The organism is Ralstonia pickettii (assembly GCF_016466415.2).
GTDB classification, from domain to species: domain Bacteria; phylum Pseudomonadota; class Gammaproteobacteria; order Burkholderiales; family Burkholderiaceae; genus Ralstonia; species Ralstonia pickettii.
The window spans coordinates 1923370-1942150 of the sequence record NZ_CP066771.1 but is presented as its reverse complement, the minus strand read 5'-3'; the positions used below and the strand labels follow the sequence as shown (position 1 = coordinate 1942150).

General features: G+C 62.4%; 18 protein-coding genes. 12 read left to right on the top strand and 6 right to left on the bottom strand.

Translation table 11 applies throughout. The annotated features are described in order from the left end of the window. Positions 1-185: 185 nt before the first annotated feature. From acnA to RP6297_RS09125, 6 genes are all read right to left on the bottom strand, one after another. Entirely contained in the window at positions 186-2891 is a 2706-nt protein-coding gene (acnA, locus tag RP6297_RS09150) for an aconitate hydratase AcnA (protein WP_009241015.1), read from the bottom strand. A gap of 77 nt (positions 2892-2968) precedes the next feature. Continuing rightward, positions 2969-3367, bottom strand: a complete 399-nt coding sequence (locus RP6297_RS09145; RefSeq protein ID WP_009241014.1) for a 2-methylcitrate dehydratase — start codon at positions 3365-3367, stop codon at positions 2969-2971. Positions 3368-3402: 35 nt separating this feature from the next. Next, a complete protein-coding gene (locus RP6297_RS09140) occupies positions 3403-3945 on the bottom strand; it encodes a hypothetical protein (protein WP_009241013.1) in 543 nt (180 codons plus the stop codon). A 263-nt stretch (positions 3946-4208) separates the two neighbouring features. Next, positions 4209-5105: a methylisocitrate lyase gene (gene prpB / locus RP6297_RS09135; protein WP_009241012.1), complete on the bottom strand. Its 897-nt coding sequence runs from the start codon at positions 5103-5105 to the stop codon at positions 4209-4211. Between the two features lie 23 nt (positions 5106-5128). Further along, complete coding sequence (locus tag RP6297_RS09130) at positions 5129-6109, bottom strand: HpcH/HpaI aldolase/citrate lyase family protein (protein ID WP_009241011.1); 981 nt, start codon at positions 6107-6109, stop codon at positions 5129-5131. A gap of 118 nt (positions 6110-6227) precedes the next feature. Next, a complete protein-coding gene (locus RP6297_RS09125) occupies positions 6228-7214 on the bottom strand; it encodes a malate dehydrogenase (RefSeq protein WP_009241010.1) in 987 nt (328 codons plus the stop codon). 385 nt (positions 7215-7599) lie between these two features. Here RP6297_RS09125 and RP6297_RS09120 point away from each other — a divergent pair, with 385 nt between their 5' ends. The 12 genes from RP6297_RS09120 to asd all read left to right on the top strand — a co-directional run bounded on the left by RP6297_RS09120 (position 7600) and on the right by asd (position 18572). Continuing rightward, positions 7600-8376, top strand: coding sequence for a GntR family transcriptional regulator (locus RP6297_RS09120; RefSeq protein WP_004636459.1), 777 nt, complete (start codon positions 7600-7602; stop codon positions 8374-8376). Between the two features lie 273 nt (positions 8377-8649). Next, positions 8650-9060: a succinate dehydrogenase, cytochrome b556 subunit gene (gene sdhC / locus RP6297_RS09115; RefSeq protein WP_009241009.1), complete on the top strand. Its 411-nt coding sequence runs from the start codon at positions 8650-8652 to the stop codon at positions 9058-9060. Positions 9061-9070: 10 nt separating this feature from the next. Further along, positions 9071-9436 (top strand): succinate dehydrogenase, hydrophobic membrane anchor protein, encoded by a 366-nt coding sequence (gene sdhD, locus RP6297_RS09110; protein ID WP_004637532.1) that lies wholly within the window; start codon positions 9071-9073, stop codon positions 9434-9436. 3 nt (positions 9437-9439) lie between these two features. After that, complete coding sequence (gene sdhA / locus RP6297_RS09105) at positions 9440-11218, top strand: succinate dehydrogenase flavoprotein subunit (protein WP_009241008.1); 1779 nt, start codon at positions 9440-9442, stop codon at positions 11216-11218. Positions 11219-11240: 22 nt separating this feature from the next. Next, positions 11241-11942 carry a succinate dehydrogenase iron-sulfur subunit gene (locus tag RP6297_RS09100; RefSeq protein WP_009241007.1) on the top strand — a complete coding sequence of 234 codons (702 nt, stop codon included), beginning with the start codon at positions 11241-11243 and terminating at the stop codon, positions 11940-11942. Between the two features lie 71 nt (positions 11943-12013). Then, a complete protein-coding gene (locus RP6297_RS09095) occupies positions 12014-12301 on the top strand; it encodes an FAD assembly factor SdhE (RefSeq protein ID WP_009241006.1) in 288 nt (95 codons plus the stop codon). A 121-nt stretch (positions 12302-12422) separates the two neighbouring features. After that, positions 12423-13724 (top strand): citrate synthase, encoded by a 1302-nt coding sequence (gltA, locus tag RP6297_RS09090; protein ID WP_004634431.1) that lies wholly within the window; start codon positions 12423-12425, stop codon positions 13722-13724. Positions 13725-13946: 222 nt separating this feature from the next. Continuing rightward, positions 13947-15356 (top strand): 3-isopropylmalate dehydratase large subunit, encoded by a 1410-nt coding sequence (leuC, locus tag RP6297_RS09085; protein WP_009241005.1) that lies wholly within the window; start codon positions 13947-13949, stop codon positions 15354-15356. A 23-nt stretch (positions 15357-15379) separates the two neighbouring features. Then, entirely contained in the window at positions 15380-16030 is a 651-nt protein-coding gene (leuD, locus tag RP6297_RS09080; RefSeq protein ID WP_004634429.1) for a 3-isopropylmalate dehydratase small subunit, read from the top strand. A 29-nt stretch (positions 16031-16059) separates the two neighbouring features. Then, positions 16060-17130: a 3-isopropylmalate dehydrogenase gene (gene leuB, locus RP6297_RS09075; RefSeq protein WP_009241004.1), complete on the top strand. Its 1071-nt coding sequence runs from the start codon at positions 16060-16062 to the stop codon at positions 17128-17130. Between the two features lie 79 nt (positions 17131-17209). Continuing rightward, a complete protein-coding gene (locus tag RP6297_RS09070; RefSeq protein WP_155647583.1) occupies positions 17210-17386 on the top strand; it encodes a hypothetical protein in 177 nt (58 codons plus the stop codon). 82 nt (positions 17387-17468) lie between these two features. After that, positions 17469-18572 (top strand): aspartate-semialdehyde dehydrogenase, encoded by a 1104-nt coding sequence (gene asd / locus RP6297_RS09065; protein ID WP_004634424.1) that lies wholly within the window; start codon positions 17469-17471, stop codon positions 18570-18572. Positions 18573-18781: the final 209 nt, after the last annotated feature.

The window sequence follows — 18781 nt, the reverse complement described above, 5'->3', positions numbered from 1 at the left end:
GTCAGGCGAGGGCGGGCGCCAATGTCGCCGCCAAGGGGGCGAGCACATCACGCGGCCGATGCGGCACACTGTATCAAAGCCTGCGCATCGATTGGGGCATCGTCACCTTGTTTGATTCGGCAGGCAATAAAAAACCGGCTCCGAAGAGCCGGTTTCCGTTCTGCAGCAGCGCAGTGGCGTGAAGCTTAAGCCGCCAGCAGCTGACGCAGCACGAACGGCAGGATCCCGCCGTGCTTGTAGTAGTCCACTTCGATCGGCGTGTCGATGCGCAGCAGCACTTGTGCACGCGTGGTCTCGCCGTTGGCGCGGTGGATGACCAGGGTGACGTCCTGTTGCGGCTTGATTTCGCCGTCCAGGCCCTCGATGTCGAAGGTTTCGTCTCCCACGATGCCCAGCGACTGCGCCGAGTCGCTGCCCTTGAACTGCAGCGGCAACACGCCCATGCCAACCAGGTTCGAGCGGTGAATACGCTCGAAGCTGCGTGCGATCACCGCCTTCACGCCCAGCAGCTGCGTGCCCTTGGCGGCCCAGTCGCGCGAGCTGCCCGTGCCGTACTCTTCGCCACCGAACACGACCGTCGGCGTCCCTTCGGCGATGTACTTCATGGCGGCGTCGTAGATCGACATTTGTTCGCCGCTCGGCTGGAACAGCGTTTCGCCGCCTTCCACGCGCGAACCGTCGGCCTTGGCGGGGATCATCAGGTTCTTGATACGCACGTTGGCGAACGTGCCGCGCATCATCACCTCATGGTTGCCGCGGCGCGAGCCGTAGCTGTTGAAGTCGGCCTTCAGCACGCCATTGGCCAGCAGGTATTTGCCGGCCGGCGACGTTTCCTTGATCGAACCGGCCGGGGAGATGTGGTCGGTCGTCACGGAGTCGCCGAAGACGCCCAGTGCGCGGGCGCCCTTGACCGATGCCGAGGCAACAGCCGGCGTCATGCCAAAACTTTCGAAGAACGGCGGCTCGGCGATGTACGTGGACTTCGGCCAGTCGTAGACCTGACCCTTCGTGCCCTTGACGTTGGCCCACAGCTTGGACGGCTTCTTGACCTGTTCGTAGTTCGTGCGGAACGTGTCGGCGTTCATTGCGAACTTCATCAGCTTGGCGATTTCGTCCGAGGTCGGCCAAATGTCGCCCAGGTAGACGTCCTTGCCCTTCTTGCCCTTGCCGACCGGTTCGGTCATGAGGTCGCGCGTCACGTTGCCGGCGATCGCGTAGGCGACGACCAGCGGGGGCGAAGCCAGGAAGTTGGCGCGGATGTTCGGGTGGATACGCGCTTCAAAGTTGCGGTTGCCCGACAGCACGGCGGCAGCAACGATGTCGTTCTTCACGATAGCTTCGTTCAGTTCAGGCGTCAGATCGCCGGCATTGCCGATGCAGGTCGTGCAGCCGTAGGCCGTCACGCCAAAGCCCAGCTTTTCCAGGTATGGCAGCAGGCCGGCGGCTTCCAGATACTTCGTCACCACACGGCTCCCCGGGGCGAGCGAGGTCTTGATGTGCGGTGCCACTTCCAAGCCGGCTTCGACGGCCTTCTTGGCCAGCAGGCCGGCTGCCAGCAGCACGCTCGGGTTGGACGTGTTCGTGCACGAAGTGATGGCCGCGATCAGCACGTCGCCGCTCTTCACGTTCACGCCGTTGGTGGTCGTGAAGGTCTTATCGAGGTCTTCGGCGCTCTTGTTGAAGCCGTTCTCCGCAACGGGCTTCGAGAACAGCGACGAGAACGTCGATTTCACGTTGCCGATTTCGATGCGGTCTTGCGGGCGCTTCGGGCCGGCCAGCGACGGCGCCACCGTGCCGAGATCCAGCGTCAGCGTCTTGGTGTAGTCGATTTCGCCAGCCTTCGGCACGCCAAACAGCTTCTGCGCCTTGAAGTAGCTTTCGAACGCAGCGATTTCCTCCTTCGTGCGGCCCGTGCCCTTGAAGTAATCGATGGTCTTTTCGTCGACCGGGAAGAAGCCCATCGTGGCGCCGTATTCCGGTGCCATGTTGCCGATGGTCGCGCGGTCCGGCAGCGACAGGCTGGCCGTGCCTTCGCCGAAGAATTCGACGAACTTGCCGACGACCTTTTCCTTGCGCAGCATTTCCGTGATCGTGAGCACCAGGTCGGTTGCCGTGCAGCCTTCGCGCAGGCGGCCCTTCAGCTCCACGCCTACCACGTCCGGTGTCAGGAAATACACCGGCTGGCCCAGCATGCCGGCTTCCGCCTCGATACCGCCCACGCCCCAGCCCACCACGCCGATACCGTTGATCATGGTGGTGTGGCTGTCGGTGCCGACCAGCGTATCCGGGTAGTACACGCCGTCCTTCTTATGGACGCCGCGTGCCAGGTACTCCAGGTTGACCTGGTGGACGATGCCGAAGCCCGGCTGCACCACGCCAAACGTGTCGAATGCCTGCATGCCCCACTTCATGAACTGGTAGCGCTCGTTGTTGCGCGAGAACTCCAGTTGCATGTTCAGGTCCAGCGCCTTCTTCTCGCGGAAGTGGTCAATCTGCACCGAGTGGTCCACCACCAGGTCGACCGGCACGAGCGGCTCGATCTTCTTGGGGTTCTTGCCCATGCGCTCGGCCACGTTGCGCATGGCGGCCAGGTCGGCCAGCAGCGGCACGCCGGTAAAGTCCTGCAGCACCACGCGGGCCACCACGAACGGGATTTCGTCAACGCGCTCGGCGTTCGGCTTCCAGTTGGCCAATTGTTGGACGTGCTCTTCGGTCACCTTCTTGCCGTCGCAGTTGCGCAGCACGGACTCCAGCACGATGCGGATCGACACCGGCAGGCGCTCGATCGCCACGCCCAGCTCCTTGCCCAGTTGCGGCAGGGAGTAGAACTTGCCGGTCTGGCCGCCGTTGACCTTAAATTCCTTGAGTGTTTTTTTCAGATTGTGGGGCATGGCATGACTCCAAGGCTTGAGGATTGCGCGGGGTACCGGGGTGCCCCGTGCGGATACATCAAATCGACAAAATCAAATCACATACAAACCGGCAAACGCGTCGCTCGGCAAGGCTTCTGACCGGGCGGATACTGCGCCACAACTCCGTTGAACGTCTTGCCGCCGTTGATGCGGGCGGGGATGCCATCGGCAATCGGACGTTTCTTGGCGTCGTGGTCAATCGTGGTGAAAGGCTTGTCGTCCGCGCAGGCAATTTTCATACGCAGCGCAGTGCTGCGCGTGCCGCGGACGACGGTGTCTTGGTGCGCCTCGATGGCCTGACCGGCGACCAGGGTGGTACCGAGCGCCATCGTTCCAATTGGCTCGATGGCCCCGGATGCTGTGGGCCCAGGGCGCCCCGCGCCTCCGGGCAAGGTCACGTCGTCGACGATGGCCTTGTCTGGATTCATGCGGATGTTCGCAACCGTTGCGGACATGGGCGGCTCCCGTGGGCCTCTTGCGCGATGGCGGGTTACTGCTGGGCCGGTTGGGCCGTGCCCGGTGCCGGGGCCGGTGCGGGGGCCGGGCTGTCCGGGGTCATCAACGGCAGGCCGGCCGGCGCGCGCAGGGCGCCGGCTTGCGTCGGGGCCGGTGCGCCGGCAGCCATTTCAGCGGTTTGGCACTCATCAGCCAGGCGGTGGCCTTCGTTGCGATCAAACAGCATGGCCTTCGCCGGGATCACGACCAGGTCGAAGCCGGTCTTCTGGTCGAAGTAGCGGTCGGCGCCGGTGCGGGTCAGTTGGCGCGGCAGGTCGTAGTTCTTGCCCTTCCAGTGCAGCTTGATGATCTGGTCGCGCGTCATGTCACCTGCAATGTAGAGCTCGTTGCCAAGTTCGCACTTCCATTGCACGCCTTCAGGCTTGGCGGCTGCAACAGGCTCTGCCTTCTTGGTGGCCTTCTTCTTGGCCGGAGCCTTTTTGGCGGCCGGCTTTGCGGGCGCGGTCTGGGCGGTTGCATATTGCGATGCAGCCAGCGAAAGAACGCCGGCACAGGCGCCCACGATGAATTTGTTCATAGGGTTTCCTTCGGTAATTCGGTAAGACAGAGTAGGGAGGCGGCAGCCAGGTCGCGGTTGCCACGGCATTTCGCACACCGGCCGGTATTTTGACCGATTTGGACGCCGTGCCCAACGTTCTGTTACATGCAAGACCGACATCTCCGTCAAACGGCGGTATCGGCTTGGCATCAGCATCGATCTTGGGACCGTTCCCGCGCAACTCGCCCCGCAGTGTTTGTCTTCCGTTCTCCTTGCTTGCGTTGGTCGGGAGGCTGGCCGGCTTACCCGCGGTTCTGTGCGAACAGCGCGTCCAGCTTGGCTTCGTAGTCGTGGTAACCGATGCTGTCGTAGAGTTCCATGCGCGTCTGCATGGTGTCGACGACGTTCTGTTGCGTGCCGTCGCGGCGAATGGCTGCGTACACGTTCTCCGCAGCCTTGTTCATCGCCCGGAATGCCGACAGCGGATACAGGATCATCGACACGCCCGCGGAGGCCAGCTCATCGCGCGTGAACAGCGGCGTCTGGCCAAATTCGGTGATGTTCGCCAGCACCGGGACCTTCACCTCGTCGACAAACTTGCGGTACATCGAGAGTTCCGTCATTGCTTCCGGGAAGATCGCGTCCGCGCCGGCTTCCACGCAGGCCACGGCCCGTTCCAGGGCGCGGTCGAACCCTTCGACGGCCAGCGCATCGGTGCGGGCCATGATGACAAAGTTGGCGTCGGTGCGGGCATCGACGGCCGCTTTGATCCGGTCGACCATCTCTTCCTTCGAGACGATCTCCTTGTTGGGTCGATGGCCGCAGCGCTTGGCGCCGACTTGGTCTTCGATATGCATGGCCGCGGCGCCAAACTTGATGAGCGACTTGGTCGTGCGCGCTACGTTGAATGCGGAAGCGCCGAAACCCGTGTCGACATCGACCAGCAGCGGTACATCGCACACATCGGTGATGCGGCGGACGTCCGTCAAAACGTCGTCCAGGCCCGATATGCCGAGATCCGGCAATCCGAGCGAGCCCGCTGCCACGCCGCCGCCCGAAAGATAGATCGCGCGATAGCCGGCGCGCTTGGCCAGCAGCGCGTGGTTGGCGTTGATGGTGCCAACCACCTGCAGCGGCGATTCTTCAACCAGCGCCTGGCGAAAGCGCGCCCCTGCGCTGGCTTGGGTGTGTGCAGTCATGGCGATTCTCCTGTCTGTGCCCGTCACGCGAAGAAGCGCGCAACCGCGTCGGGCGGCATCTCCACGCCGGTGGTGTGCGCCCGTTGCAGCACGGCCCACCAGTAGCGATAGCTCGCGCGGTCATGCAGCCGCCCTTCGTGCTGGATCGGTCCCCACGCGGTGTCTTGCGCAGATGCAAGAATGGCGCTCGCGTGTGTCACTTCTTCGTGCGATGGGCGGAACGCCGAAACGATCGGCGCAATCTGGTCCGGATGGATGCTCCACTTGCGCAGATAGCCGAACTCGTTGCGCGCGCGAGTGGCATCGGCGCCGGCGCGGTCCGGGTGTTTGATGTCGGTGCTGACGTTGTGCGACGGCACTTTGCCGTGCGCGTGGCACGCGGCCGAAATATCGGCAAGCGCGCGGCGGATCAGCGGGTGCTCGAACTGCTCGGGCGAGCCCATCGCCGCGCCCGGAATCGCGCCGTTGTGTGCCGAAACGAAATCCATCAGGCCGAAACTCAGGCATTCCACCTGCACCAACGAAGCGATATCGAACACCTGCGCCAGGGCCCCATGTGTTTCGATCAAGACGTGGATCGGCAGGTGCCGCGCAATGCCCGCTGCCTTGGCGGCCTGGTTGATGCGATCGGTCACGCGTGCCACTTCCACCACGTCGCGCACCTTGGGCACCGTGACGTAGGCGAGGCGGCGGCCGGCAAGGCCTACGAGGATATCGACGTCTTGCGTCCACGCATCGTGGTTTGGATCGTGGATGCGCACGCCAATGCGGTTGAAACGGTTGTCGTCGCTGTTGATGAGCGCGGCGGCCAGTTCGGCGTGTGCGCGCTCCTGGCCGATGGCGGCGCCGTCTTCGCAGTCGAACGTGATGTCGAAGACGGGGCCAAGGGTTTGTTGCAGGGCGAGCGATTTGCGCATCAGTTTTTCTGCGCCCGCGTAGTGGTCGCAGACCGGCAGTTGAGCCGGAAGGGCATCGTCCTGGAACAAAACCTCGGTAGGGTGCACGGAGTGGTGTCGGTTGTGCGGCGCCTACAGCGCCTGCGTCTTGTTCAAAATGCAGGTGTAAAAAAACCGGAGGGTTCGCTGCCGATCCGCTCCGGTTTCTTCCTTTAGATCATGCGGATTACAGCAGATGCTGTACGCCTGCGCGCTCGGCTTCCAGCTCGTCGAGCGTGATCTTGATCTTGCCTTGGCTGTACTCGTCGATTTCCAGCCCTTCGACGATCTTGTACTTGCCGTTCTCCGTGGTGACCGGGAAACCGAACATCACGTCCTTCGGAATGCCGTATTCGCCGTTCGACGGGATGCCCATCGTGACGATCTTACCGTTGCTGCCCAGTACCCAGTCACGCACGTGGTCAATGGCGGCGTTGGCAGCCGAAGCAGCCGACGACAGGCCGCGCGCTTCGATGATGGCGGCGCCGCGCTTGCCAACGGTCGGCAGGAACACGTCGTTGTTCCACACCGGGTCGTTGATCATGTCCTTGACGCTCTTGCCGTCGATCGTGGCGTAGCGGTAGTCGGCGTACATCGTCGGGCTGTGGTTGCCCCACACGAACAGCTTTTCGATGGACGACACCGGCTTGCCGGTCTTGGCAGCGATTTGCGACAAGGCACGGTTGTGGTCCAGGCGCAGCATGGCGGTAAAATTCTCGCGCGGCAGGTCCGGCGCCGACTTCATGGCAATGTAGGCGTTGGTGTTGGCAGGGTTCCCGACCACCAGCACCTTGACGTTGCGCGAGGCCACGGCGTTCAGAGCCTTGCCTTGTGCCGTGAAGATCTGGGCGTTGGCCGACAGCAGGTCTGCACGCTCCATGCCCGGACCACGGGGGCGCGCGCCCACCAGCAGGGCCACGTCGACGTCCTTGAAGGCGGTCATCGGGTCGGAATGCGCTTCCATGCCGGCCAGCAGCGGGAATGCGCAGTCTTCGATCTCCATCATCACACCCTTGAGCGCCTTTTGGGCCTTCTCATCGGGGATTTCCAGCAGTTGCAGGATGACGGGCTGATCCTTGCCCAGCATTTCGCCAGCGGCGATGCGGAACAGCAGGGCGTAACCAATCTGTCCAGCAGCGCCGGTCACTGCGACGCGCATGGGTGCTTTTGCCATGAGAACTCTCCAAACGGTAGTGAAAGCGGATCGCACTGCGTGCGGCAGGCATCCTGGCGGGATGTCGGTGCAGCTTCGCAGGCATTGCCGGCAACGGTCGGCGCTTCGTGGGCGGTCGGCTCAGAATCGGCAAGAGCCTCGCAGTTTACTGCGTCCGCATGACGATGTGGAAACACACTCGCGATTGACCTTGAGGGCGTCGTGGCGTCTGAGTGGACCGTCGCCCGGAACAGGCGCGAGTGTAGGTCCGGCTTTGCCGAGAAGTCAATTAATCTTCTGTCTTATATAAGACATAAGACATTCTATAAACGGGCTGGACGCCTTTGTCGCTTTTGTGGTGAAATCGGCAGCTATGTCGAGCACACCCAGCCCTCTATCCGCTGCGATGCCGCCTTCAGGCGGCGAAGGCGGCGCATCGCCCGCTTCTGCGGGCGGCGCAGGCGGCTCTCCCACGTTCAGTCCGCTGTATCAGCAGATCAAGACGCTGATCCTGCAAAGCCTGCAAGCCGGCGAATGGAAGCCCGGCGAAATGATCCCCAGTGAGATGGAGTTGGCGGCCCGCTACAAGGTCAGCCAGGGGACGGTGCGCAAGGCGATCGACGAGTTGGCGGCTGAAAACCTGGTCGCGCGGCGCCAGGGCAAGGGCACCTTCGTTACCACGCATTACGAAGAAGGGGTGCAGTTCCGTTTCTTGCGTCTGATGCCGGAGCAGGGCGAGCAGCACTATCCCAGCAGCCGTGTGCTGGAGTGCAAGCGCATGCGCGCCCCGGCTGAGATCGCCCGTCTGCTCGAGCTCAAGGCCGGCGACAGCGTCGTGCAGATCCGCCGCATCCTGTTCTTTTCGGGTGAGCCGACCGTGCTCGAAGAAATCTGGTTGCCAGGGGCGAGCTTCAAAGGGCTGACGGCTGAAAAGCTGACCGAGTGGAAGGGCCCGATGTACGCATTTTTCGAGGCGGAGTTTGGCGTGCGCATGTTGCGTGCCACCGAGCGCATCCGTGCGGTGGCCGCTGACCCGACCACGGCGGAGTTGCTGTCGGTGGCCGCTGAATCGCCGCTGCTGTCAGTGGAGCGCGTGTCGCATACGTTCGGCGACAAACCGGTGGAGATACGCCGTGGCCTGTACGTCACGACGCGGCACTATTACCAGAACGAATTGAATTAATGACGCGTCGCTGGGCTGCGATTCATGCGGGCCGTCGCCGCTTCGGCTGCGTCTTGATTTGTGCGGCGCGCAACAGCGTATTGCGCGTCATGAAGGCGGTGTAGAGAGGACAATCCGCCCCCGTATCACGCCACTGGCTGGCGAGGGCAGGAAGCACAAAAGTGGAGCGCATCGCATGGAATTTATGGTGCGCTGCGCAACAAAAGCGCGCTAAAATCTCGTGGATTTGTGCAAACCTGTTTTGTTTGTTGATTAGCCAATTGGGGTCTGACCATGGCAGAAGCCATCAAGAAAGCCAGGCCGGTATACAGGAACATCGGTTTGGGCGACATCGCCCGCTACCGTTTGCCCTGGGCCGGTAAGGTGTCCATCTTGCACCGTGCCAGCGGTGCGCTGATGTTCCTTCTTCTTCCGTTCGTGCTGTACTTGTTCGAACAAAGTCTCACGTCGGAAATCAGTTTCGCCAAGTTCACGGCGCTTCTGTCCAACGGTTTTGCCAAGGTCGTCGTCCTCGCGCTCATCTGGGCCTATCTGCACCATTTCTGCGCTGGCATCCGTTACCTGATCCTCGATCTGCATATCGGCATCGACAAGACCTCGGCTTCCAAGTCGGCTGTGAGCGTGCTGATCGTCAGCCTGCTGCTGACCGTCGTGTTCGGCGCCAAGCTGTTCGGCCTGTTCTGAGGAGTCCCTGATGGCAAATAACAATATTGGTCCCAAGCGCCTCGTTGTGGGCGCGCACTACGGCCTGAAGGACTTCCTCGCGCAGCGCGTCACCGCGGTGATCATGGCGGTCTACACCGTCGTGCTGCTGGCGGCGTTCCTGCTCTCGAAAGACACGTCGTACCAAAGCTGGGCGGGGCTGTTCTCCAACCAGTGGATGAAGATGCTGACGTTCCTGGCGTTCGTGTCGCTCACGTATCACGCCTGGATCGGTGTGCGTGACATCTGGATGGACTACGTGAAGCCCGTGGCAGTGCGTTTGACGCTGCAAGTGTTGACGATTCTGTGGCTCGTCGGTTGTGCGGGCTACGCAGCTCAGATTCTCTGGAGGGTTTAAGACATGGTCGCAGTCAAGACTGGGCTGCCGCGCCGCAAATTCGACGTCGTGATCGTCGGTGCGGGCGGTTCGGGCATGCGCGCATCGCTGCAGCTGGCAGAAGCCGGCCTCTCCGTGGCCGTGCTGTCCAAGGTGTTCCCCACCCGCTCGCACACCGTTGCGGCGCAGGGTGGCATCGGTGCTTCGCTGGGCAACATGAGCGAAGACAACTGGCACTATCACTTCTACGACACCGTCAAGGGCTCCGACTGGCTCGGCGACCAGGACGCGATCGAATTCATGTGCCGCCAGGCGCCGAACGTGGTCTACGAACTGGAACACTTCGGCATGCCGTTCGACCGCAACGCCGACGGCACCATCTACCAGCGTCCGTTCGGCGGCCATACGTCGAACTACGGCGAGAAGCCCGTGCAGCGTGCCTGCGCCGCGGCCGACCGTACCGGCCACGCGCTGCTGCACACGCTGTATCAGCGTAACGTGCGGGCCAAGACCCACTTCTTCGTCGAATGGATGGCGCTGGATCTGATCCGCGACCAGGACGGCGACGTGCTGGGCGTGACGGCGCTGGAAATGGAAACCGGCGAGGTCTACATCCTCGAAGCCAAGACGACGCTGTTCGCCACGGGCGGTGCAGGTCGAATCTACGCGGCTTCCACCAACGCCTTCATCAACACCGGTGACGGCCTGGGGATGGCAGCGCGCGCAGGCGTTCCGCTGGAAGACATGGAATTCTGGCAGTTCCACCCGACTGGCGTGGCCGGCGCGGGCGTGCTGATCACGGAAGGCGTGCGCGGCGAAGGCGGCATCCTGCGTAACAAGGACGGCGAGCGCTTCATGGAGCGCTATGCCCCGACGCTGAAGGATCTGGCGCCGCGTGACTTCGTGTCGCGCTCGATGGACCAGGAAATCAAGGAAGGCCGCGGCTGCGGCCCGAACGGCGACTACGTGCTGCTCGACCTGACGCACGTCGGCGCCGAGACCATCATGAAGCGCCTGCCGTCGATCCGCGAAATTGGCCTGAAGTTCGCCAACGTCGACGCCATCAAGGAGCCGATTCCCGTGGTGCCGACCATCCACTACCAGATGGGTGGCATTCCGACGAACTATCACGGTCAGGTGGTGGTGCCGAAGAACGGCAACCCGAACGAGGTCATCAACGGCTTCTACGCGATCGGCGAATGCTCGTGCGTGTCGGTGCACGGCGCGAACCGCCTGGGCACGAACTCGCTGCTCGACCTGGTGGTGTTCGGCCGTTCGGCGGGCAACCACATCATTGCGCAGAACCTGAAGAACCGCGAGCACAAGCCGTTGCCGGCCGACGCTGCCGACCGTGCGCTGTCGCGCCTGGCGAAGCTCGATTCGTCCAGCTCTGGCGAATACGCGCAGGATGTTGCCAACGACATCCGTCGCAACATGCAGTCGCACGCTGGCGTGTTCCGTACGCAGAAACTGATGGATGAAGGCGTCGAGCGCATCCTGGAAGTGGCCGAGCGCGCTGGCAACATCCACCTGAAGGACAAGTCCAAGGTGTTCAACACCGCGCGCGTCGAAGCGCTGGAAGTGGCCAACCTGGTGGAAGTGGCGAAGGCGACGATGGTGTCGGCTGCCGCCCGCAAGGAATCGCGCGGCGCACACGCCCACAGCGACTTCCCGAACCGCGACGATGAAAACTGGATGAAGCACTCGCTGTGGTATTCCGAAGGCAACCGCCTGGACTACAAGCCCGTGCAGTTGAAGCCGCTGTCGGTGGAATCGGTGCCGCCCAAGGCGCGTACGTTCTAACGGATAAGAAGGACCCGCAAAAATGAAGCGTATTTTTGAAGTCTATCGCTACGATCCGGACAAGGACGCAGCGCCCCGCATGCAGACCTACGAGGTAGAACTCGACGGTCACGAGCGCATGCTGCTCGACGCGCTGGTCAAGCTGAAGAAGCTCGACGAGTCGATCGCGTTCCGTCGTTCGTGCCGCGAAGGCGTGTGCGGCTCCGACGCCATGAACATCAACGGCAAGAATGGTCTGGCGTGCCTGACCAACATGCGTGAGCTGCCCGAGAAGATCGTGCTGCGCCCGCTGCCGGGGCTGCCGGTGGTGCGCGACCTGATCGTCGACATGACGCAGTTCTTCAACCAGTACCACTCGATCAAGCCGTACCTGATCAACGACGAGCCGCCGCCCGAGAAGGAGCGCCTGCAGTCGCCGGAAGAGCGCGAAGAGCTTGACGGCCTGTACGAGTGCATTCTGTGCGCGAGCTGCTCGACGTCGTGCCCGTCGTTCTGGTGGAACCCGGACAAGTTCGTCGGCCCGGCCGGTCTGCTGCAGGCGTATCGTTTCATCGCTGACAGCCGTGATCAGGCCACCAGCGAGCGGCTGGACAACCTGGAAGATCCGTACCGCCTGTTCCGCTGCCACACCATCATGAATTGCGTCGATGTGTGCCCCAAGGGTCTGAACCCCACCAAGGCCATCGGCAAGATCAAGGAATTGATGGTGCGCCGCGCGGTGTAAGGCGCGAGTCAGGGCACTTTGGCATTGTGTGTCGCCGGAGCGGTTTCTCCGGCGACACATTTCTAGAAAGTATGGTTGCTGTGAACACTCCGACGTTCTCCCATCAGTCCGATCCGCACAAGCGTGCCCGTTTGCGCTGGCGTGCCCGACGCGGCCTGCTTGAGAACGACATCATCGTCGAGCGCTTTTTCAACCGCTACGAGACGGAACTGTCGGATGACGACGTTGCCGCACTCTCGCAGTTGTTCGAGCTGCCCGACAACGACCTGATGGATCTCCTGCTTGCACGCAAGGAGCCGGAGGGCGAACTCGACGTGCCCCACATTCAGCACGTCCTGACCTTGCTGCGCTCGGTCTGAACCGGCGCGCGAGAGGTTGCCGCAAGACGAATCGGTCCAGCCGCCCCCGGCCGGCGACCTCGATCCGTCTGGCGGGAGTCTCCCGACTTCATTTTTATAAACAGCAGAGAAGGAAACCGACATGACGCCGTCCGAAGTGAAAGCCACCCTATCGTTTTCCGATGGCTCGCCCAGCGTCGAGCTGCCGATCTACAAGGGCACGGTTGGCCCGGACGTGATCGACATCCGCAAGCTGTACGGTCAGACGGGCAAGTTCACGTACGACCCCGGCTTCATGTCGACTGCGTCGTGCAATTCCAAGATCACCTACATCGATGGTGACAAAGGTGAGCTGCTGTACCGCGGCTACGCCATCGACGATCTGGCCAGCAAGTGCGATTTCATGGAAATCTGCTATTTGCTGCTGAAGGGCGAGCTGCCCAACGCCAAGCAGAAGGAAGAGTTCAACCATGTGGTGACGAATCACACCATGGTCCACGAGCAGATGCAGTTCTTCCTGCGCGGTTTCCGCCGTGATGCCCACCCGATGGCCGTTCTGACGGGCCTGGTTGGTGCCATGAGCGCGTTCTATCCGGACGCTGCCAACATCAATGATCCGCGCGAGCGTGAAATCTCGCAGATCCGCCTGATTGCCAAGCTGCCGACGCTGGTGGCCATGGCATACAAGTACAACATCGGTCAGCCGCTCATCTACCCGCAGAACAACCTGTCGTACACGGGCAACTTCATGCGCATGATGTTTGCCACGCCTTGCGAAGACTACAAGGTGAACCCGGTGCTGGAGAAGGCACTGGACCGCATCTTCATCCTGCACGCAGACCACGAGCAGAACGCCTCGACGTCGACGGTGCGCCTGGCGGGTTCCTCGGGCACCAACCCGATCGCTGCCATCGCTGCCGGTATCGCCTGCCTGTGGGGTCCGGCGCACGGTGGCGCGAACGAAGCTGCGCTGAACATGCTGGAAGAAATCGGTACCGTGGACAAGGTGCCCGAGTTCATCAAGCAGGTGAAGGACAAGAACAGCGGCGTGCGCCTGATGGGCTTCGGTCACCGCGTGTACAAGAACTACGATCCGCGCGCCAAGCTGATGCGCGAAACCTGCCACGAAGTGCTGAACGAGCTGGGTCTGCATAACGACCCGCTGTTCAAGCTGGCGATGGAGCTGGAAAAGATCGCCCTGGAAGACGAGTACTTCGTCAGCCGCAAGCTGTATCCGAACGTCGACTTCTACTCGGGCATTGTGCAACGCGCGTTGGGTATCCCGACCTCGATGTTCACCTGCATCTTCGCGCTGGCTCGCTCGGTGGGCTGGATCTCGCAATGGGAAGAGATGATCACCGATCCGGAATACAAGATCGGCCGTCCGCGCCAGCTGTTCAACGGTGCAGCCACCCGCGAAGTGCCGTCGATCGACAAGCGCTAAGCCAAGCTGTTCGCCCTGCAGAAACCCCGCTCGGGAAACCGGCGGGGTTTTTTGTTGCGCGCCGCTTGAGGTGCCGGGAAAGGCCCTCGCGAAATGGCGAAACCCCCTTTCGTCAGTCACGTCCGTTGCCCGATGCACCGGGTGGCATAATCGATCACTCCCCACGAAACTGCTCGCGCAACGGCCCTGATTTCAGATGGCGCGTTGTGTACGGATCGCATCATGGCCAAGACGCTCTACGACAAACTTTGGGACGATCACGTCGTTCATACCGAAGAAGACGGCACGACCGTCCTCTACATCGATCGCCAACTGCTGCACGAAGTGACGAGCCCGCAGGCGTTCGAAGGCCTGAAGCTGGCGCAGCGTCCGGTGTGGCGCATCAGCGCCAACCTGGCCGTGTCGGACCACAACGTGCCGACCACAGATCGCTCGCACGGCATTGCCGATCCGGTTTCGAAGTTGCAAGTCGATACGCTCGACGCCAACTGCGACAGCTACGGCATCACGCAATTCAAGATGAACGACAAGCGTCAGGGGATCGTGCACGTGATCGGGCCGGAGCAGGGCGCAACGCTGCCGGGCATGACGGTGGTCTGTGGTGATTCGCACACCAGCACGCATGGCGCGTTCGGCGCGCTCGCCCACGGCATCGGCACCTCGGAAGTCGAGCACGTGCTGGCCACGCAAACGCTGCTCGCCAAGAAGAGCAAGAACATGCTGGTGAAGGTGGAAGGTACGCTGCCTCGCGGCTGCACGGCCAAGGACATCGTGCTCGCCATCATCGGCAAGATCGGTACGGCTGGCGGCACGGGCTATGCCATGGAGTTCGGCGGCTCGGCCATCCGCGCGCTGTCGATGGAAGGCCGCATGACGGTGTGCAACATGGCGATCGAGGCAGGCGCCCGCGCCGGCATGGTCGCTGTGGACGATGTCACGCTGGAGTACATCAAGGGCCGCCCGTTCGCGCCCCAAGGTGTTGAGTGGGAGCAGGCCGTCGTCTACTGGCGCACGCTGCATTCCGACGAGGGTGCGCATTTCGATCAGGTGGTCGAGCTGCGTGCGGAAGAGATTCGCCCGCAGGTGAGCTGGGGCACGTCGCCGGAAATGGTGGTCAGCATTGAAGACCGCGTGCCGGACCCCGACAAAGAAAAGGACCCGAACAAGCGCAATGCCATGGAGCGCGCGCTCGAATACATGGGTCTGCAGCCGAACGTTGCGATCAGCGACATCAACATCGACAAGGTGTTCATCGGCTCCTGCACCAACAGCCGCATCGAAGACATGCGCGCCGCGGCGTGGGTCGTGCAGAAGCTGGGCAAGCGCATTGCGCCGAACGTGAAGCTGGCGATGGTCGTGCCGGGCTCGGGCCTTGTGAAGGAGCAGGCCGAGCGCGAAGGGCTCGACAAGATTTTCAAGTCGGCGGGCTTTGAGTGGCGCGAGCCGGGTTGCTCGATGTGTCTCGCAATGAACGCTGACCGTCTCGAGCCCGGCGAGCGCTGCGCGTCCACGTCCAACCGCAACTTCGAAGGCCGTCAGGGCGCGGGTGGCCGCACCCACCTGGTAAGCCCGGCGATGGCCGCTGCGGCGGCGCTGGAAGGCCACTTTGTCGACGTGCGCAAGCTCGCTTGAGCGGCAGGATAGAGAGAGCAATCATGGAACAATTCACCATCCACACCGGCCTCGTGGCCCCGCTGGACCGCGAGAACGTCGACACCGACGCCATCATCCCGAAGCAGTTCCTCAAGTCGATCAAGCGCACCGGCTTCGGCCCGAACCTGTTTGACGAGTGGCGTTACAAGGACGTGGGCGAACCCGGCCAGGACAACAGCAAGCGACCGCTGAATCCGGACTTCGTGCTGAACCAGCCGCGTTACAAGGGCGCCTCGGTGTTGCTGGCGCGCAAGAACTTCGGCTGCGGCAGCTCGCGTGAGCACGCACCGTGGGCACTGCAGCAGTACGGCTTTCGCGCCATCATCGCGCCCAGCTTTGCCGACATCTTCTTCAACAACTGCTTCAAGAACGGCCTGCTGCCGATCGTGCTGACGGAGTCGCAGGTCGACCATCTGTTCAACGAGACGCAAGCCTTTACGGGCTACCAGCTGACCGTCGATCTGGACAAGCAGGTCGTCGTCACGCCGGGCGGTACGGCCTATCCGTTCGACATCACGGCGTTCCGCAAATACTGCCTGCTCAACGGCTTCGACGACATCGGCCTGACCTTGCGCTACGCCGACCAGATCAAGGCTTACGAAGCGCAGCGCCTGGCCAGAATGCCGTGGCTCGCGCACAAGCTCGTCGGCTGAGCTGGCACCAGAACAACAAGGACAACCACATGACCAAGATTGCAGTGTTGCCGGGTGACGGCATTGGCAAGGAAATCGTCGCCGAGGCCGTGAAGGTGCTCAAGGCGCTGGGCGAGTCGTTCGAGATGGAATTCGCCCCGGTGGGCGGCGCGGGCTACGAGGCCAAGGGCCATCCGCTGCCGGAAGACACGCTCAAGCTCGCCAAGGAAGCCGACGCCATCCTGTTCGGCGCCGTGGGCGACTGGAAGTACGACACGCTGGCGCGCGAACTGCGCCCGGAGCAGGCCATTCTGGGCCTGCGCAAGCACCTGCAACTGTTCGCCAATTTCCGTCCGGCGATCTGCTACCCCGAGTTGACCGGCGCATCGAGCCTCAAGCCGGAAATCGTTGCCGGTCTGGACATCCTGATCGTGCGTGAGTTGAATGGCGACATTTACTTCGGCCAACCGCGCGGCGTGCGCGCGGCGCCCGACGGGCTGTTCGCCGGCGCGCGCGAAGGTTTCGACACTATGCGCTACGCCGAGCCGGAAATCCGCCGCATCGCGCACGTCGCCTTCCAGGCTGCCGCCAAGCGCGGCAAGAAGCTGTGCAGCGTCGACAAGGCCAACGTGCTCGAGACGTTCCAGTTCTGGAGAGACATCGTCACCGACGTCCACAAGGAGTATCCGGAAGTCGAGCTGTCGCACATGTACGTGGACAACGCGGCCATGCAGCTCGTGAAGGCGCCGAAGAACTTCGACGTAATCGTCACCGGCAACATGTTCGGCGACATCCTCTCGGACGAGGCTGCCATGCTGACGGGCTCGATCGGCATGCTGCCGTCGGCGTCGCTCGACGCGAACAACAAAGGCCTGTATGAGCCGTCGCACGGCTCCGCGCCGGACATCGCTGGCAAGGGGATCGCCAACCCGCTGGCGACGATCCTGTCGGCGGCAATGATGCTGCGCTACTCGCTGAACAAGGCCGAGCAGGCCGATCGCATCGAAAACGCCGTCAAAAAGGTGCTCGCCCAGGGCTATCGCACGGGCGACATCCTGACGCCGGGTTGCAAGCAGGTCGGGACGGTGGAGATGGGTGACGCGGTGGTCGCTGCGCTGTAACGAAACGGGCGTTGCGGTGCCGTCACATCCGGTGTCGCAATCGTCGTTTTTTCGGTGGACACATGCTGCAGTGCATTGTGTGCCCGCCAAATCGTGTATATTTTTGCAGATGATCTCGATCGCGCTCCCCGTCCTCGTACTGGGCATTTTGGGTACCCTGGCTATCGCCGCCAAGGGCACCGCCGCGCGCGCTCGCATGACGCCTGTCGAGATTCGCACGACCACCAAAATCATTACCAAAAAAACGATCTCGTAGATCGTCCGTCGTGTCCGTTCGCCTTCCCCGCGCGGTCACGCCGGGCGACCGAGGCGGGGAAAATCACTAGAGGTTCACAATCATGAAGGTAGGTCTCGTCGGTTGGCGCGGCATGGTCGGCAGCGTGCTGATGCAGCGCATGCAGGAAGAAAAGGATTTCGACCTGATCGACACCGTGTTTTTCAGTACCAGCAATGCTGGCGGTAAGGCACCGGCATTCGCCAAGACGGATGCGCCTCTGGCCGACGCCAATGACATCGAAGCACTGAAGGCATGCGACACGATCATCACGTGCCAGGGCGGTGACTACACGACCGAAGTCTTCCCGAAGCTGCGCGCTGCCGGCTGGAACGGCTACTGGATCGACGCCGCCTCGACGCTGCGCATGGAAGACGATGCCGTGATCGTGCTGGACCCGGTCAACCTGTCGCTCATCAAGAACGCGGTGGCGGCTGGCACCAAGAACTTCATCGGCGGCAACTGCACCAACTCCATCCTGCTGATGGGCGTGGGTGGCCTGTTCCGCGAAGGTCTGGTCGAATGGGTCAGCTCGATGACTTACCAGGCAGCTTCGGGCGGTGGTGCGAACCACATGCGTGAACTGCTCAAGGGCATGGGCGTAATTCACGGCGCCGTGGCTGACGAGCTGGCCAACCCGGCGTCCGCCATCCTGGACATCGATCGCAAGGTTGCCAAGACCATCCGCGAAGATGTGCCGACCGAATTCTTCCCGGCGCCGCTCGCGGGTGGCCTGATCCCGTGGATCGACAAGCAGCTCGATAACGGTCAGTCGAAGGAAGAGTGGAAGGGCCAGGCCGAGGTCAACAAGATTCTGGGCACAGCGCAGACGATTCCGGTCGACGGCCTGTGCGTGCGGATTGGTGCGATGCGCTGCCATAGCCTGGGCCTGACGCTCAAGCTCAAGCGCGACCTGCCGCTGGACGAAATCGAGCAGATCATCCGCTCCGGCAACCCGTGGGTGAAGTGGGTCCCGAACGATCGCAGCATCACCGAGAAGGAACTGACGCCGGCATCCATCACGGGTGGCCTGGAAATCGGTGTGGGTCGCGTGCGCAAGCTCAACATGGGGCCGGAATATGTGAGCGCCTTCGTGATCGGCGATCAGCTTCTGTGGGGTGCCGCTGAGCCGTTGCGCCGCACGCTCCGTATCCTGCTGGGCAAGTGATCAAGGCTTTGCTTTCGTTATCGGGCCGCGTATCCGACGTTGTCGTTGCGGCCTGACAACAGAAAGTGTGCTTTTTCAACCAACGCCGCGCGGCCTGCGCGGCGTTGTGCCATCTGGGCGCCCACGGTCTGTAACGTTGGTACACAATAGCGGCGGGAAAGCTGTCCGCCCATTCGTGGGGTGGACGGGGCACGGGGAAGGGTTAGCGC

Coding starts and splice junctions, on each gene's coding strand:
- RP6297_RS09140 (WP_009241013.1), bottom strand. CDS start 3,945: ATGAACAAATTCATCGTGGGCGCCTGTGCCGGCGTTCTTTCGCTGGCT.
- prpB (WP_009241012.1), bottom strand. CDS start 5,105: ATGACTGCACACACCCAAGCCAGCGCAGGGGCGCGCTTTCGCCAGGCG.
- RP6297_RS09145 (WP_009241014.1), bottom strand. CDS start 3,367: ATGTCCGCAACGGTTGCGAACATCCGCATGAATCCAGACAAGGCCATC.
- acnA (WP_009241015.1), bottom strand. CDS start 2,891: ATGCCCCACAATCTGAAAAAAACACTCAAGGAATTTAAGGTCAACGGC.
- gltA (WP_004634431.1), top strand. CDS start 12,423: ATGACGCCGTCCGAAGTGAAAGCCACCCTATCGTTTTCCGATGGCTCG.
- asd (WP_004634424.1), top strand. CDS start 17,469: ATGAAGGTAGGTCTCGTCGGTTGGCGCGGCATGGTCGGCAGCGTGCTG.
- sdhA (WP_009241008.1), top strand. CDS start 9,440: ATGGTCGCAGTCAAGACTGGGCTGCCGCGCCGCAAATTCGACGTCGTG.
- leuB (WP_009241004.1), top strand. CDS start 16,060: ATGACCAAGATTGCAGTGTTGCCGGGTGACGGCATTGGCAAGGAAATC.
- sdhC (WP_009241009.1), top strand. CDS start 8,650: ATGGCAGAAGCCATCAAGAAAGCCAGGCCGGTATACAGGAACATCGGT.
- RP6297_RS09125 (WP_009241010.1), bottom strand. CDS start 7,214: ATGGCAAAAGCACCCATGCGCGTCGCAGTGACCGGCGCTGCTGGACAG.
- RP6297_RS09100 (WP_009241007.1), top strand. CDS start 11,241: ATGAAGCGTATTTTTGAAGTCTATCGCTACGATCCGGACAAGGACGCA.
- leuC (WP_009241005.1), top strand. CDS start 13,947: ATGGCCAAGACGCTCTACGACAAACTTTGGGACGATCACGTCGTTCAT.
- sdhD (WP_004637532.1), top strand. CDS start 9,071: ATGGCAAATAACAATATTGGTCCCAAGCGCCTCGTTGTGGGCGCGCAC.
- leuD (WP_004634429.1), top strand. CDS start 15,380: ATGGAACAATTCACCATCCACACCGGCCTCGTGGCCCCGCTGGACCGC.
- RP6297_RS09095 (WP_009241006.1), top strand. CDS start 12,014: ATGGTTGCTGTGAACACTCCGACGTTCTCCCATCAGTCCGATCCGCAC.
- RP6297_RS09120 (WP_004636459.1), top strand. CDS start 7,600: ATGCCGCCTTCAGGCGGCGAAGGCGGCGCATCGCCCGCTTCTGCGGGC.